General features: G+C 74.6%; 5 protein-coding genes. All 5 read left to right on the forward strand.

Annotated features, from left to right (window positions below; all coding sequences use genetic code 11):
* Positions 1–168: 168 nt before the first annotated feature.
* The 5 genes from ACFYML_RS22595 to ACFYML_RS22615 all read left to right on the forward strand — a co-directional run bounded on the left by ACFYML_RS22595 (position 169) and on the right by ACFYML_RS22615 (position 14,887).
* Positions 169–6,675 carry an amino acid adenylation domain-containing protein gene (locus ACFYML_RS22595; RefSeq protein ID WP_387422579.1) on the forward strand — a complete coding sequence of 2,169 codons (6,507 nt, stop codon included), beginning with the start codon at positions 169–171 and terminating at the stop codon, positions 6,673–6,675.
* Positions 6,672–11,795: an amino acid adenylation domain-containing protein gene (locus tag ACFYML_RS22600; protein ID WP_387422534.1), complete on the forward strand. Its 5,124-nt coding sequence runs from the start codon at positions 6,672–6,674 to the stop codon at positions 11,793–11,795. The genes ACFYML_RS22595 and ACFYML_RS22600 overlap by 4 nt, the downstream gene beginning before the upstream one ends.
* Positions 11,796–11,874: 79 nt before the next feature.
* Positions 11,875–12,993, forward strand: coding sequence for a saccharopine dehydrogenase NADP-binding domain-containing protein (locus tag ACFYML_RS22605; protein WP_387422535.1), 1,119 nt, complete (start codon positions 11,875–11,877; stop codon positions 12,991–12,993).
* The gene (locus tag ACFYML_RS22610) at positions 12,990–14,123 is read left to right on the forward strand and encodes a Gfo/Idh/MocA family oxidoreductase (RefSeq protein ID WP_387422536.1); all 1,134 of its coding nucleotides are present in this window, start codon (positions 12,990–12,992) and stop codon (positions 14,121–14,123) included. The genes ACFYML_RS22605 and ACFYML_RS22610 overlap by 4 nt, the downstream gene beginning before the upstream one ends.
* Complete coding sequence (locus ACFYML_RS22615) at positions 14,120–14,887, forward strand: thioesterase II family protein (RefSeq protein ID WP_387422537.1); 768 nt, start codon at positions 14,120–14,122, stop codon at positions 14,885–14,887. Before ACFYML_RS22610 ends, ACFYML_RS22615 begins: the two co-directional genes overlap by 4 nt.
* The last annotated feature ends 1 nt before the right edge of the window (position 14,888 follow it).

A 14,888-nucleotide genomic window follows, 5' to 3' on the forward strand; every position in this document is an offset into this window, starting at 1 on the left:
CCCGTCGCCTGTCCAACGAGTCTTTCCGAGTATCATCGACTGTCTCTAGACCCAAGTCGTAAGTCGCTGATAGCTTAGCGCCAGCCGACCGGAGACGTGGTAGAGGCTGACTGAGGAGACGCGACATTGGACGTTGCCGTCGACACCGATCCCCTGACCCTCGACCGGATGCGCGAGGACGTCGCGGAGGCCCTCGAGTGCCCGCCGTCACTCGTCGGGGACGACGACGATCTGCTGGTGCTCGGCCTCGACTCGATCGCGGTCATGCGGCTGGCCAGTCGCTGGCACAGCCGAGGCGTCCCCGTCACCTTCAGCGAGCTCGTCGAGTGGCGCACCCTCGCGCAGTGGTGGCACCTGGTCGCGGAGCGCCACGCCGAGGCCCGCCCGGCGCAGCTGCCGCCGGTGGCCGTGGCGGAGTCCGCGCCGTTCGGCCTGGCCACGATGCAGCACGCGTACTGGATCGGCCGGGCGGACGGGCAGCCCCTGGGCGGCGTGGGCGCCCACTTCTACAACGAGTTCGACGGGGCCGGCGTCGAACCGGACCGGCTCGACGCCGCCGTCCGCGCCGTGCTGCACCGGCACGGCATGCTACGGGCGGAGTTCCACGCCGACGGCACCCAGCAGATCCGGCCGGAGAGCCCGTGGCCGGGCCTGACGGTGCACGACCTGCGTGAGCTGTCGCCGCGCCGGTGCGAGGAGGAGCTGGCGCGGCTGCGCCACCGGTTGTCCCACCGCCGGCTGCGGGTGGAGGAGGCGGAGACCTTCGACATCCAGCTGTCCCTGCTGCCCGGCGGTGCCACCCGGGTGCACGTGCACGTGGAGATGCTGGTCGCCGACGCCCACAGCTTCCGGCTCATCCTGTCGGACCTGGCGGCCTTCTACCGGAACCCGGACCGGCAGGTGGCCCCTGTGGGCCTCAGCTATCCCGCCTACCTGGCCACCATCGCCGCCCGGCCCGACGCGGCCCGGGACCGGGCCCGCGAGTACTGGCGCGAGCGGCTGGCCACGCTGCCCGGCCCGCCCCAACTGCCGACCGCCGTCGACCCGGCCACCGTGCAGGGCCACCGGGTGGTCCGCCGGTACCACTGGCTGACCCCGGAGCAGCAGGCGGAGCTGGGACGGCGCTCGGCGGCGGCGGGAGTCACCCTGTCGATGGTGTTCCTCACCGCCTTCGCCGAGGTGCTGGCCGCCTGGAGCAGCAGCGGCCGGTTCGTGCTGAACCTGCCGATGTACGACCGGCGCCCCGTCCATCCCGAGGTCGGCGCGGTAGTCGGCGACTTCACCAACCTGATTCTGCTGGAGATCGACACGACCGGCCCGGCCGGCTTCGTCGACCTAGTCCGCCGCCACCAGGATCGGCTGCGCAGCGACGCCGCGCACTCGGCGTACAGCGGAGTCGACGTGCTGCGCGACCTGTCCCGCGCCCGGACCGGCCAGCCCGTCGGCGCGCCCGTCGTCTTCACCAGCGCGCTGAACCTCGGCGAGCTGTTCGACGCGGACGTCCGCGACTGCTTCGGCCCGCCCGGCTGGACCATGTCCCAGACCCCCCAGGTCTGGCTCGACTACCAGATCACGGAGCGCGAGGACGGCCTCTATCTCAACTGGGACGTCGTGGACGAGTTGTTCCCCGACGGGTTCGTCGACGACATGTTCGCCGCCTATCTGGGGATCGTCGACTGGCTGCTCGACCCGGCCACGGACTGGTCCCGGCGCGCCCCGATCGCGCTGCCCGCCCGCACCCTGGCCGTGCGGGCGGCGGCCAACGACACCGCCGGCCCCACCGACAACGGGCCGCTGCACCGCGACGTCTTCGCCTGGGCAGCCCGCGAGCCCGACCGCCCGGCCGTGCTGCCCGGACCGGACCGGGCGGGCGTGCTCACGTACGGCGAACTGGCGGGCCGGGCGCAGGCACTGGCCGACGAGCTGACCGCCCGCGGCCTGGCCCCCGGCGACGCCGTCGCCGTCACGCTGCCGAAGGGCCCCGACCAGATCGTGGCGGTGCTCGGCGTGCTGCGCGCCGGCGGCGTGTACGTGCCGATCGGCGTCGACCAGCCCGACGCCCGGCGCGAGCTGATCCGGGCCACCGCCGGGGTCCGGCTCACCGTCACCACCGCCGGGGCCGCGGCGGGGTCGCCTGCCGACTCCTCGACGATGCTCACCGTCCCCGCCACCGGCGTGCCGTTGCGCGATGACGCGCTGGCGGTCGACCCCGAGCAGGACGCCTACCTGCTGTTCACCTCCGGCTCCACCGGCGTGCCGAAGGGGGTGCGGGTGCCCCACCGGGCGGCCCGGAACACCCTCGACGACCTCGTGCGGCGGTTCGCGATCGGCCCGGACGACCGCGTCCTGGCGGTCTCGGCCCTCGACTTCGACCTGTCCGTGTTCGACATGTTCGCCCTGCTCGGCGCGGGTGGCGCCGTCGTCACCGTCACCGAGGACAGCCGCCGCGACCCGGCCGCCTGGCTGCGCCTGGTCCACGAGCACCGGGTGACGGTCTGGCAGTCCGTCCCGGCCGTGCTCGACCTGCTGCTGACCCAGGCCGAGACCGAGGCGTCGGGCGCGGCCGGGGAGAGCCCGCTGCCGCTGCGGCTCGCCGTGCTCGGCGGCGACCGGGTCGGCCTCGACCTCGCCGGCCGGCTGGCCAGGCTGGCCCCGGCCAGCCGGGTGTACGGCCTCGGCGGCACCACCGAGACGGCGATCCACTCCACCGTGCAGCCCGCCCCCGTCGACCCGCCGCCGCACTGGCGGTCGGTGCCCTACGGCGTACCGTTGCGCAACCAGCTCATGCGGGTCGTCGACGAGCACGGCCGGGACCGGCCGGACTGGGTGCCCGGCGAGCTCTGGATCGGCGGGCGCTCGGTCGCCGCCGGCTACGCGGGCGACCCGCAGCGGACCGCCGACCGGTTCGTAGCGCACGCCGGGCAGCGCTGGTACCGCACGGGCGACCTGGCCCGGTACTGGCCCGACGGCACAGTGGACTTCCTCGGGCGCACCGACTTCCAGGTCAAGATCCGGGGACACCGGATCGAGCTGGGCGAGATCGAAGCCGTGCTGGAACGCGACCCGGACGTCTCCCGGGCGGTCGCCCAGGTCGTCGAGCGGGACACCCTCGCCGCCGCCGTCACCGTCACCCGGGCCGGAGCCGACCCCCAGTCGATCCGCCAGCGCGCCGCCGAACAGCTTCCGCCGTACATGGTGCCGGCCGTCGTGGTGGTCCTCGACGCGTTCCCGCTGTCGGCCAACGGCAAGATCGACCGCGCCCGGCTGCCCGAGCTGCTCGCCGCACGACCCGCGCCCACCGGCACCGCGCCCCGCGGCGGTGTCGAGACCGCCGTGGCCGCCCTGTGGTCGGAGCTGCTCGGCGTGCCCGAGGTACGCCGGGAGGACAACTTCTTCGCCCTCGGCGGCGACAGCCTGGTCGCCACCCGGCTGCTGGCCCGGCTGCGCGAGGCCGGCATCGCCCGCGCCGAGCTGCACCACCTGTTCCACGCCCGCGACCTGGCCGGCTTCGCGGCGCGGCTGCACACCGAGGGTACGGCCGGCGACGCGGGCACCCCCACCGAGCGGCGTGAGCTGACCGCCGACCCGGCCCACCGGCACGAGCCGTTCCCGCCCACGGACGTGCAGCGCGCGTACTGGCTGGGGCGCACCGACGACTTCGCGCTCGGCGGGGTCGGCTCCCACTGGTACTGGGAGTTCGACGGCCGGGACGTCGACCTCGACCGGCTGCGCCAGGCGGTCGACGCGCTCATCGCCCGGCACGAGATGCTCCGCGCCGTCTTCGACGACAACGGCGACCAGCGGATCCTGCCGGAGGTGCCGCCGTTCACCATCACCGTGCACGAGGGGCAGGAGCACCTGGCGACGCTGCGCGAGCGGCTGTCCCACCGCGTCCCCGACCCGTCCCGGTGGCCGCTGATCGACATCCAGGCCGTGCGTCACCCCGGCGGCACCCGCGTCGCGTTCAGCTTCGACTACATCGTGCTCGACGCGCTGAGCATCGTCATCTTCTTCTCCGAGCTGTCCACCCTCTACCGCGACCCCGGCGCCGAGCTGCGCCCGCTGGGTGTGTCGTTCCGCGACTACGTGCTCGGCGCGGCGCCGCCGCCGGAGGCGGTGGAGCGGGCGGGGGCGTACTGGCGCGGGCGCCTGGACGACATCGCCCCGGCCGCCGCGCTGCCGCTGGCCGTCGACCCCGACACCCTGGTCGCCCCGCGGTTCGTCCGCCGCGAGCGCAGCCTCACCCCCGAGCAGTGGGCGGCGATCACCCGCCGCGCCCGGGACCACCGGCTCACCCCGGCCGCGGTCCTCGCCACCGCGTACGCCGAGGTGCTCAGCGCGTACAGCGGGCAGGACGAGCTGACGTTGAACCTGACCATGTTCCAGCGCCACGACGTGCACCCGGACATCGGCGCGATCCTCGGCGATTTCACCTCGCTGGTCCTGGTTGGCTACCGGGGGGACGCGGGCGAGCCATGGCGGGAGACCGCCCACCGGTTCCAGCAGGACCTGTGGGCCGGGCTGGAACACAACGACGTCTCCGCCCTGTGGGTGCTGCGCGAGTTGGCGCGCCGGCGCAACAGCGGCACGGTCAGCATGCCGATCGTGTTCACCAGCGCGCTCGGCGTGGCCGCGGACCTGGTCAACATGCGGTTCCCGTTCGGCGAGCTGACCTGGGGCATCTCACAGACCCCGCAGGTGTGGCTGGACAACCAGGTCATGGAACGCGACGGCGGGCTGACCTTCAACTGGGACAGCGTCGACGAGCTGTTCCCCGACGGGCTGCTCGACGCCATGTTCGACGCCTACCACCGGCTGCTGTGCTGGCTCGCCGAGGGCGAGTGGGACCGGCCGCTGCCGGACATGCTGCCGCCGGCGCAGCGTGCCGTCCGGGCCGCCGTCAACGCCACCGACGCCCCGGCACCCGGGCACACCCTGCACGAGCCGTTCTTCGCCCACGCCGCCCGCGACCCCGACCGGCTCGCGGTCGCCTACGGTGAGACGTCGATCAGCTACGGCGAGCTGGCCGCACGGGCGCTGCGGATCGCCGGGGCGCTGCTACGCGCCGGGGTGGAACCGGGCGACGCCGTCGCCGTCACCCTGCCCCGCGGGCCGGAACAGGTCGCTGCGGTGCTCGGCGTGCTGGCCGCCGGCGCGTCGTACGTGCCCGTCAGTGTCGACCAGCCCGCCGCCCGCCGCGATCGGATCTACGCCAAGGCGCAGGTGACCGCCGTGGTGGGCCGCCCCGGCGCGCAGCACCTGCCCACAGTGGCCCCGGACGTGGACGGGCCGCCGCTGCGCGGGCCGGTGACGGTCGCCGCGAACGCCCTGGCCTACACGATCTTCACCTCCGGCTCCACCGGGGAGCCCAAGGGGGTGGAGATCACCCACCGGGCGGCCGTCAACACGGTGACCGACGTCAACTCCCGGTACGGGGTCGGCCCGGAGGACCGCGTGCTGGCGGTCTCCGCGCTGGACTTCGACCTGTCCGTCTACGACGTGTTCGGGCTGCTGGCCGCCGGTGGGGCGCTGGTCGTGCTGGCCGACGAGGACCGCCGGGAGGCCCGCCGCTGGGCGTGGCTGGCCCACCGGTGGGGGGTGACCGTCTGGAACTCGGTGCCCGCGCTGTTGGACATGCTGCTCGTGGCGGCCGGCGAGCACCCGCCGGCCGGCCTGCGGCTGGCCCTGGTCTCCGGTGACTGGGTGGGCCTGGACCTGCCGGGCCGGCTGGCACGGGTCGCCCCGCACGCCCGGTTCGTCGCCCTCGGCGGCGCCACCGAGGCCGCGATCTGGTCCAACGCGTGCGAGGTCGCGGCGGTGCCGGAGCACTGGCGCTCCATCCCGTACGGCCGCCCGCTGCGCAACCAGCGCTACCGAGTGACCGACTCGCGCGGCCGGGACTGCCCGGACTGGGTGCCCGGGGAGCTGCGCATCGGCGGCGCCGGGGTGGCGCTGGGCTACCGTAACGCCCCCGAGCTGACCGCCCGGCAGTTCGGCGTCGACGACGAGGGCCGGCGCTGGTACCGCACCGGCGACCTCGGCCGGTACTGGCCGGACGGGACGCTGGAGTTCCTCGGCCGGGTCGACTTCCAGGTCAAGGTGCGCGGGCACCGCATTGAACTGGGCGAGATCGAGGCCAACGCCGAGGCCCACCCGCTCGTCGGGCGGGCGGTGGCGCTGGTCGTCGGCCAGGCGCCGGCGCAGCACATCGGCCTCGCCGTCGTACCCGCCACCGAAGGTACGGAGCCGGACCTGGCCGGCTGGCTGGCCGAGCGACTGCCCGCGTACATGGTGCCCGAATACGTCGTGACGCTGGAGCGGCTGCCGCTGACCGCCAACGGCAAGGTCGACCGCCAGCGGCTCGCGACGCTGCTGCGCGCCGACCCGCTCGACGACACGGCCGAGCCGCCCAAGGGGCCCACCGAGGAACTCCTCGCCGGGCTCTGGTCGCAGCTGCTCGACCAGCCGGTCGACGACCGCCGGCACAGCTTCTTCGCCCTGGGCGGAGACAGCCTGCTGGCCACCCGCCTGCTTGAGACGCTGCGCCAGCGGCTCGGCGTGGACATGACATTGCGACAACTGTTCGCCGTACCCGCGCTCGCCCAGCTCGCGGCCGCCGTCGACGAGCAGCTCCGTGCGTCGGCCAACGACGACGTCGAGGAAGGTGTCATATGAGCAACGACCCCCGCATCCCCGTCGAGCGGCTGGTCACCGACCTCGAACGGGCCGGACTGCGGCTGTGGGCCGAGGACGGCACGCTGAAGTTCCGCGCGCCCGCCGGCTTCATGACCGACGAGCGGCGCGCGCAACTGCGGGCCCGCCGCGACGAGATTCTCGCCCACCTGGCCAACGGCCGGCTGCCGCGGGTCGTGCCGGATCCGGAGCACCGCCACGACCCGTTCCCGGTGACGGAGGTGCAGTCGGCGTACCTGCTGGGCCGCGGCTCCACCTTCGCCTACGGCGGCGTCGCCTGCCATGGCTACGGCGAGCTGCACTACCCGGACCTGGACCCGGAGCGGATGACCCGCGCCTGGCGGGCGCTCATCGCCCGGCACGACATGCTCCGAGCGGTGATCGATATCGACGGTTCCCAGCGGGTGCTGCCGCACGTCGACGACTACCACGTCGCCGTACGCGACCTGCGCGGGCGCGAACGCGACGAGTTCGACCGCGGGGTGGCCGAGGTGCGGGCCGAGATGGACCACCGGGTGTTCCGGCCGGACGCGTGGCCACTGTTCGAGGCACGCGTGACCCGCGGCGACGACGAGGCCGTGCTGCACGTCTCGGTGGACTTCCTCATCGCCGACTTCGTCAGCATCCAGATCATCCTCGACGAGCTGCACCACCTCTACCACGGCAACGAGCAGCTGCCCGCACTGGAGATCGGCTTCCGGGACTACCTGCAGGCCGAGCGGAACTGGACGGCGAGCCACCGAGAGGCCGACCGTGACTACTGGCTGCGCCGCGTGGACGACCTGCCGCCCGGCCCGGAGCTGCCGCTGACCAGCCGCGCCCGGCAGACCGACGGCCGGTTCCGTCGGCTGGCCGCCACCCTGGAACCCGAGCTGTGGGAGGGGCTGCGCAAGCACGCCGGCCAGCACGACGTGAGCCCGTCCTGCGCGGTGCTCGCCGCGTACGCGCACGTCATCGCCGCGTGGAGCCGCCGCCCCGCGTTCACCCTGAACGTCACGCTGCTCAACCGGCTGCCCCTGCACCCCCAGGTGCCCGCCGTCGTCGGCGACTTCACCGGGGTGGAACTGCTCGCGGTCGGTCAGAGCGGGGCGGAGACCTTCGACCGCTGGGCCCGGGCCGTACAGGCCCAGCTCTGGCAGGACATGGACCACCGGGCGTTCTCCGGCATCGAGGTGATGCGGGAGATCACCCGCCGACGCGGCGCCGACGCGGCGCTGTTCCCCGTCGTCTTCACCAGCGCGATCGGCCTGGGCGAAGCCGGCGCCCCGGCAGCGGCGTCGCACGGGCGGCTCGGCTACGGCATCAGCCAGACCCCGCAGGTCGTCATCGACTGCCAGAACTCCGAGCGCGACGGCGGGCTGTCGACCAACTGGGACGTGCGCGATGGCGTGCTGCCCGACGGAGTCGCCGAGGACATGTTCGCCGCGTTCGAGCAGCTGCTGCGCCAGCTCGCCACCGACGACCAGGCGTGGCAGCGGGTTCCGTCGAGCCTGCTGCCGCAGCGGCAGCGGCGCCGCCGCGAGGAGGTCAACGCCACCGCCACCCCGCTGACCCGCGCCCGCCTGCACGACGCGGTTCTCGCCCAGGCCCGACGGACCCCGGACGCCCCGGCGGTCATCCACGGCACGACCACGCTCAGCTACGCCGACCTGGCCGCCCGCGCCACCGGCGTCGCAGCCCGGCTCGTCGAGTCGGGCTGCGTACCCGGCGACCTCGTCGGGGTGACCCTGGAACGCGGCCCGGGGCAGGTCGTGGCCGTCCTCGGCGCGCTGCTCGCCAGCGCCGTGTACGTGCCGGTGGACACCGTGCAACCCGCGGCCCGGCGCGAGACGATCCTCACCGGTGCGGGCGTGCGGTACATGCTGACCTCCCGCGACCTGGCCGCCGGGCCCTGGCCGTCCGGGGTCGTCGTCGTGGCGCTGGAGGAGGTGCCGCCGGCCGACCCGCCCCGCGAACCGGGCGGGGCGCGGCCCGAGGACCTGGCGTACGTCATCCACACCTCGGGCTCCACCGGGACGCCGAAGGGGGTCATGATCACCCATGAGGCGGCGCTGAACACCGTCCTCGACATCAACGCCCGGTTCGCCGTCGGCGAGCGAGACCGGGTGCTCGGCCTGTCCCAGCTCGGCTTCGACCTGTCGGTCTACGACATCTTCGGCCCGCTGTCCGTCGGCGGGGCATTGGTCGTCCCCGACGCAGAGCGGCGCGCGGACCCGTCGCACTGGGCCGACCTGGTGGCCACCCACGGGGTGACCGTGTGGAACTCCGTTCCCGCCCAGCTCCAGATGCTCTCCGGGTACCTCGGGGTGGCCGGCACCGCGCTGCCCACCCTGCGGCTGGCGATGCTCTCCGGCGACTGGATCCCGGTGGCCCTGCCCGACCAGATCCGCGCCCAGGTGCCCGGCCTCAGCGTGGTGAGCCTCGGCGGGGCGACCGAGGCGTCCATCTGGTCGATCCACTACCCGATCGGGGCGGTCGGCGCGGACTGGGCCAGCATCCCGTACGGTCGGCCGCTGGCCAACCAGACCTTCCACGTACTCGACCCGCTGCTGCGGCCCTGCCCCGACTGGGTGACCGGGGAGCTGTACATCGGCGGCGCCGGCCTCGCGCGCGGCTACCTGCACGACCCCGAACGCACGGCGGAGCGGTTCATCGTGCACCCCGTCACCGGCGAGCGCCTGTACCACACGGGCGACCTGGGCCGGTACCTGCCCGACGGCGACATCGAGTTCCTTGGCCGGGAGGACCAGCAGGTCAAGATCCGCGGCCACCGGATCGAACTGGCCGAGATCGAGACGGCCCTGCAGAGCCATCCGGATGTCGCCGCGGCGGCGGTGCTGGTCGCGGGCGACCAGCCGCTGGAGCGCACGCTCGTCGCCTTCGCACAGCCCGCCGCCGCGACGCCGCCGGCCGGCGACCTAGCCGACCTGGAGGCAGTCGCGGGCCGGGCCGGCGACGCCGCGCTCGCCGGCGTCGACCCGGACCGCTACCTGGAGTACGCCCACCGGCTCGACCAGGTGGCCCTGCCCGCCATGCTGGACACCTTCCGCCGCGCGGGAATGTTCGCCTCGCCCGACGACCGCCACACCGCCGCCGAGATCGTGGCCGCCACGGACGCCGCGCCCCGGCACCACCGGCTGCTGCGCCGCTGGCTCGCTGCCCTGGTCGCCGAGGGACTGCTGGCCGTCGACGGTGACCGCTACCGGCTGGCCGGCGCCGTCGGACCCGACGCGCTCGACGCTGCGTGGGCCGCGGTCGAGGCGGCGGCGCTGCCGGGCGAGGAGCGCCTGCTCGACTACTTCCGGGCCAGCATCCGCCACCTGCCAGCCCTGCTGCGCGGCGACGAGGACCCGCTTCGGCTGCTCTTCCCCGAGGGCCGGCTGGACGTCTCCCAGCAACTCTACGAGGAGGCGGTGTTCAACCGCTGGGCCAACCAGGCCGCCGGTGCCGTCGTGGCGGACCTCGGCGCCCGCCGCCGGCACCCCGGCCCGCTACGCGTGCTGGAGGTCGGCGCGGGTGGCGGCGGCACCACCGCCGCGGTGCTCGACGCGCTCGCCGGGCAGGACATCGACTACCTGTGCACCGACCTGTCGCCCTACTTCGCGGGGCAGTCGCAGGCCCGCTTCGCCGACGTGCCCGGCGTCCGGTTCGGCCTGTACGACCTGGACGCCGACCCCACTGAGCAGGGCCTCGCGCCCAACTCCTTTGACCTGGTCGTCGCCGGGGACGTGCTGCACGCCACCGCCGACGTCGACCGGGTCCTGGAACGGCTGCGCGGGCTGCTCGCCCCCGGCGGATGGCTGGTGGCCCTGGAGATGACCCGGGACCACTACCAGATCATGACGTCGCTGGAGCTGCTGGTCCGGCTCGACGACGCCACCGGAGACTTCACCGACGACCGCGCCGGGACCGGGACGGTTTTCCTCGCCCGCGACCGGTGGCGGGACATCCTCGACCGGGCGGGCGCCGACACCAGCGTCTGCCTGCCGGCGGAAGACACCTTCGTGGGGCGGATGGGCATGTGCGTGCTCGCCGCCCGGTTCAAGGCCGACCGCGCACCCGCGCACCCCCGGGCCCTCACCGATCACCTGCGCGCCCGGCTGCCCGAGTACATGGTGCCCGGCACCGTGGAAATCCTCGACGAGCTACCGGTCACCGACAACGGCAAGATCGATCGCCGGTCCCTCGCCGGACGGCTGGGCCGCCGGCACGGCGGTACCCGGGCCGGACTGCCCGGCGCGGCACCCGAGACCGAGCTCGAACGGAGCCTCGTCGCGTTGTGGAGCGAGGCCCTGGGCACGCCGGTCGGGCGCGACGGCAACCTGTTCGAGCTGGGCGGGGACTCGCTGGTCGCCGCCCAGCTGGCCGGGCGCATCATCGAGGAACTGCCGCCGGCCCGCACGCTGTTCTTCGACGAGGTGCTGCGCAACCTGCTCGAACTGGCCACCGTCGCCCGGCTCGCGCAGTGGTTGACCACCGCCGCGGAGGCCGGAGAGCAGCCGCACGAGACGGGCCAGGAGCGGCCGGCCGAGTTGCTCGTCGCCGTGCACGCCGAGGGCACCGGCGTACCCCGGATCTTCCTGCCTGACGAGTCGGGGTCGCTCGACGGGGTCGCGCCGCTCGCCGCGGCGTTGCGCCCCGCCGCCCCCGCCTGGGTGTTCACCGGCGCGGGGCTGGAGCTGCTGCCCTCGGTGGACAACGCCGCCGCCGCGTACGCCCAGGCGGTCGTCGACGCCGACCTGGCCCAGGTGGAATTGCTCGCCCACGGACCGATGGCGGTCCTCGCCGTCGAGGTGGCCCGCAACCTGGCCGAACGCGGGGTGCTCGTCGAGGGGCTGCGCCTGGTCGCCGGCCACCGGCCCGGCCCAGGCACCGCGGACGACCCCGCCACCCCGGTGCGCGACGCCCTCGCGCGCCACGAGCCAGCCATCTACGCCGGGGACATCACCCTGGTGCAGCCGGCGCGGGACGCGGAGATCGAGTTCTGGGAGGACCTGTGCCTCGGCAGCCTCGACGTGGTCGACACGGATCTGCCGGCGGAGCGGCTGCGCTGGTCGGCGGAGCCCGCCGCGCTGGCCGCCGCGCTGGGCCCGGCGCGATGAGCCGCCCGGTGCCCCGCGAAGGACCGCCCTCGGGGCCCGGCGGTTCCACCACACCGGGCGCGGTCGGCGAGGGCTCCCGGTGACCGGGCCGGCCCCCGTGGTGGGCGTCGTCGGCGCGGCCGGCGCGGTCGGCGCCGCCGCCGTGGCCGAGCTGCACCGTCGCGGCCGGCATGCGCTGCGCCTCGCCGGCCGCCGCCGCGCCCCCCTCGACGCGCTGTGCCACGGGCTCGCCGCCACCGGCGGTTCCCCGCCCACCGCCGAGGTCCTCGACATCGCCGACACCGACGCGCTGCACCGCTACTGCGCGGGCTGCGACGTCGTGCTCAACTGCGCCGGCCCGGCCTACCTCGTCGAGGACCGGGTGGCGCGGGCGGCGCTCGCCGCCGGCGCGGACTACGTCGACGCCGCTGGCGACGACGTTCTGTGGGAGCAGGCGCGGGCCCTGTCGGCGCGGACGCCGGGGCGGACCGCCGTGATCTCCGCCGGCATGATGCCCGGCCTGAGCGCACTGCTACCCCGCTATCTCGCCGCCACCCTGCTGGACCCGCCGCGCGCGCTGCTCGGCTACCTCGGCGGTCGCGACCGGTTCACCGCCACCGCCGCGGCCGACTACCTGCGCGTGGGAGAGGGGTTCGGCCAGGCGGGGGCGGCGCTGACCGGGGGCGTGCGAGCGCGGCACCCGCTGCCCACCCGCACCGACGCCGAGCTGCCGTTCTTCCCGGAGCTGGCCACGGCCGTGCCGTATCTGAGCACCGAGCTGGAACGGGTGGCCCGGCTCCTGGGCGTCACCGACGCCACCTGGCACTCCGTCTTCGCCGGACCGCACGTCGCGCAGGTGCTGCGGCAGCCCCCAGCCGGCGGGAACGCCCCCGAGGCACTGCGCCGCGCCGCCGAGCTGGACGCCTTCGGCCGCGCAACCTACCAGCTGATCGTCGTGGAGCTGACCACCGTCGCCGGTGCCGCGCACACCCTCGTGCTGCGCGGCGACAGCGCCAGCTCGCTCACCGGCGCGTTCGCGGCCGTCGCCGTGGCGGCGCTCACCGAGGGGACCCTGGCCGCCGGCCTGCACCACGCGGGGGAGGCGCTCGACCCGCAGCTCGCGGTAGACCTGCTTGCCGGCTCGGCCGCGGTGAGCGGCCTGACGGTGTTCGACGGCGAAGCCGCCCACGCCGGCGGCCACGTGGAGGAGGCACTTTGACGCAGCGTCCCCGGGTCGTCGTCTGCGGCGCCCGATTCGGCCAGGTCTACCTGGAGGCGTTCCGCAACCCCGACCTGCCCTTCGAGTTGGCCGGAGTGCTCGGCGCCGGCAGCGAACGCTCCCGCGCCTGCGCCCGCCGCTACGACGCGCCGCTGTACACCGACCCGGAGCAGCTGCCCGACGACATCGACATGGCGTGCGTGGTGATCCGGGGCGGCCTGCTCGGCGGCCGCGGTTCGGAACTGGCCCGCGCGCTCATGGCCCGCGGCATCCACGTGCTCCAGGAACACCCCCTGCACCACGACGAACTGGCGGAGAACCTGCGCGCCGCCCGCCGGCACGGCGTCGTCTACCACCTGAACCCGTTCTATACCCACGTCGCCCCCGTACGCCGGTTCGTCGCGGCGGCGCAGGAGCTGACGCGGCGGCAACGCCCGCTTTACGTCGACGCGGCGGCCGGTTTCCAGCTCGCCTATTCCATGCTGGACATCCTCGGGCAGGCCCTCAGCGGGGTGCGGCCGTTCGCCTTCGGTGACCTGCCCGAGTCGGCCCCCCCGGTGCGCGCCGCGACCACCCTGGACATCCCGTTCCGCAGCCTCGACGGGGTGCTGGCCGGGGTACCCGCCACCCTGCGTATTCAGAACCAGATGGACCCCGCCGACCCGGACAACTACGCCCACCTGATGCACCGGATCAGCATCGGCACGGAGGCCGGCAACCTGACCCTGGTCAACACCCACGGGCCGGTCGTCTGGTCCGCCCGCCCCGACTTCCCCCGCGAGGTCGCCGACCCGAACGCCGACCCCCACTACGCCACCATGCCGGACGACGCGCAGGCGCCCAGCGCCGTCGTGCTCGGACCGGACACCGTGCCGTCGTACCGGCACATCTTCCGCAGCCTGTGGCCGGCTGGCATCGCACACGCCCTCACCGAGCTTTACCAGGCCGCCCGGGAACGGCAGGACCCGCTGCGCCGCGGCCAGTACCACCTGTCGCTGTGCAAGCTGTGGCAGGACCTGACGCTGCGGCTCGGGCCGCCGGAGCTGCTGTCGTCCACCCCGCCGCGGCCGCTGACCGACGACGACCTCAAGGCCATCGCCGCCGCCGGTGACGAGGCGGCGCGGCCGTGAGGGCCACCGTGGAGGCCGCGTCCTGGCTGCGCCGCTACCGGCCGCGTCCGGCGGCGACCCGGCGCCTGGTCTGCTTCCCGTACGCCAGCGGCAACGCGACCTTCTACCGGCAGTGGGCCGTGCGGCTGTCCGCCGAGGCCGAGGTCGTCGCGGTGCAGTATCCCGGCCGGCTGGACCGTATCCACGAGCCGTGCGTGCGGGACATGGCCACGATGGTCGACGGGATCGTCGCCGCGCTGCAACCGCTGCTGCACACCGACTTCGCCCTGTTCGGCCACAGCATGGGCGCCGCCGTCGCGTACGAGGTGGCGCACCGGCTCGAACACGGCCTCGGCGTTTCGCCGCGCCGGCTGGTCGTCTCCGGCCGCCCGGCCCCGCAGCACCACCGGCCGGGCATCAAGCACCTCGGCAGCGACCAGGAACTGTGGGACGAGCTGCGCCGCCTCGGCGGCACCACCGACGAGGCGCTGGCGCACCCGGAGTTGCGCAACGCACTGCTGCCCGCGCTGCGGGCCGACTACCGCCTCGTCGAGACATACCGGCCCACCCTCGGCGCGCCGCTGTCGGTGCCGGTCACCGCGATCACCGGCGACGACGACCCGGAGGCGCACGTGCCCGAGGTCGCCGACTGGCGGCGCTGCACCACCGGGGAATTCCAGCTCCGGGTGCTTCCCGGGCACCACTTCTATCTGATCGACCGGCAGGCCGAGGTGCTCGACCACGTCCGCGAGGCGCTCGGGCTGCCCGCCGGCCAGTACCGCTGAC

This window comes from Micromonospora sp. NPDC007230 (assembly GCF_042869115.1).
Lineage (GTDB): Bacteria > Actinomycetota > Actinomycetes > Mycobacteriales > Micromonosporaceae > Micromonospora.

Coding starts and splice junctions, on each gene's coding strand:
- ACFYML_RS22595 (WP_387422579.1), top strand. CDS start 169: ATGCGCGAGGACGTCGCGGAGGCCCTCGAGTGCCCGCCGTCACTCGTC.
- ACFYML_RS22600 (WP_387422534.1), top strand. CDS start 6,672: ATGAGCAACGACCCCCGCATCCCCGTCGAGCGGCTGGTCACCGACCTC.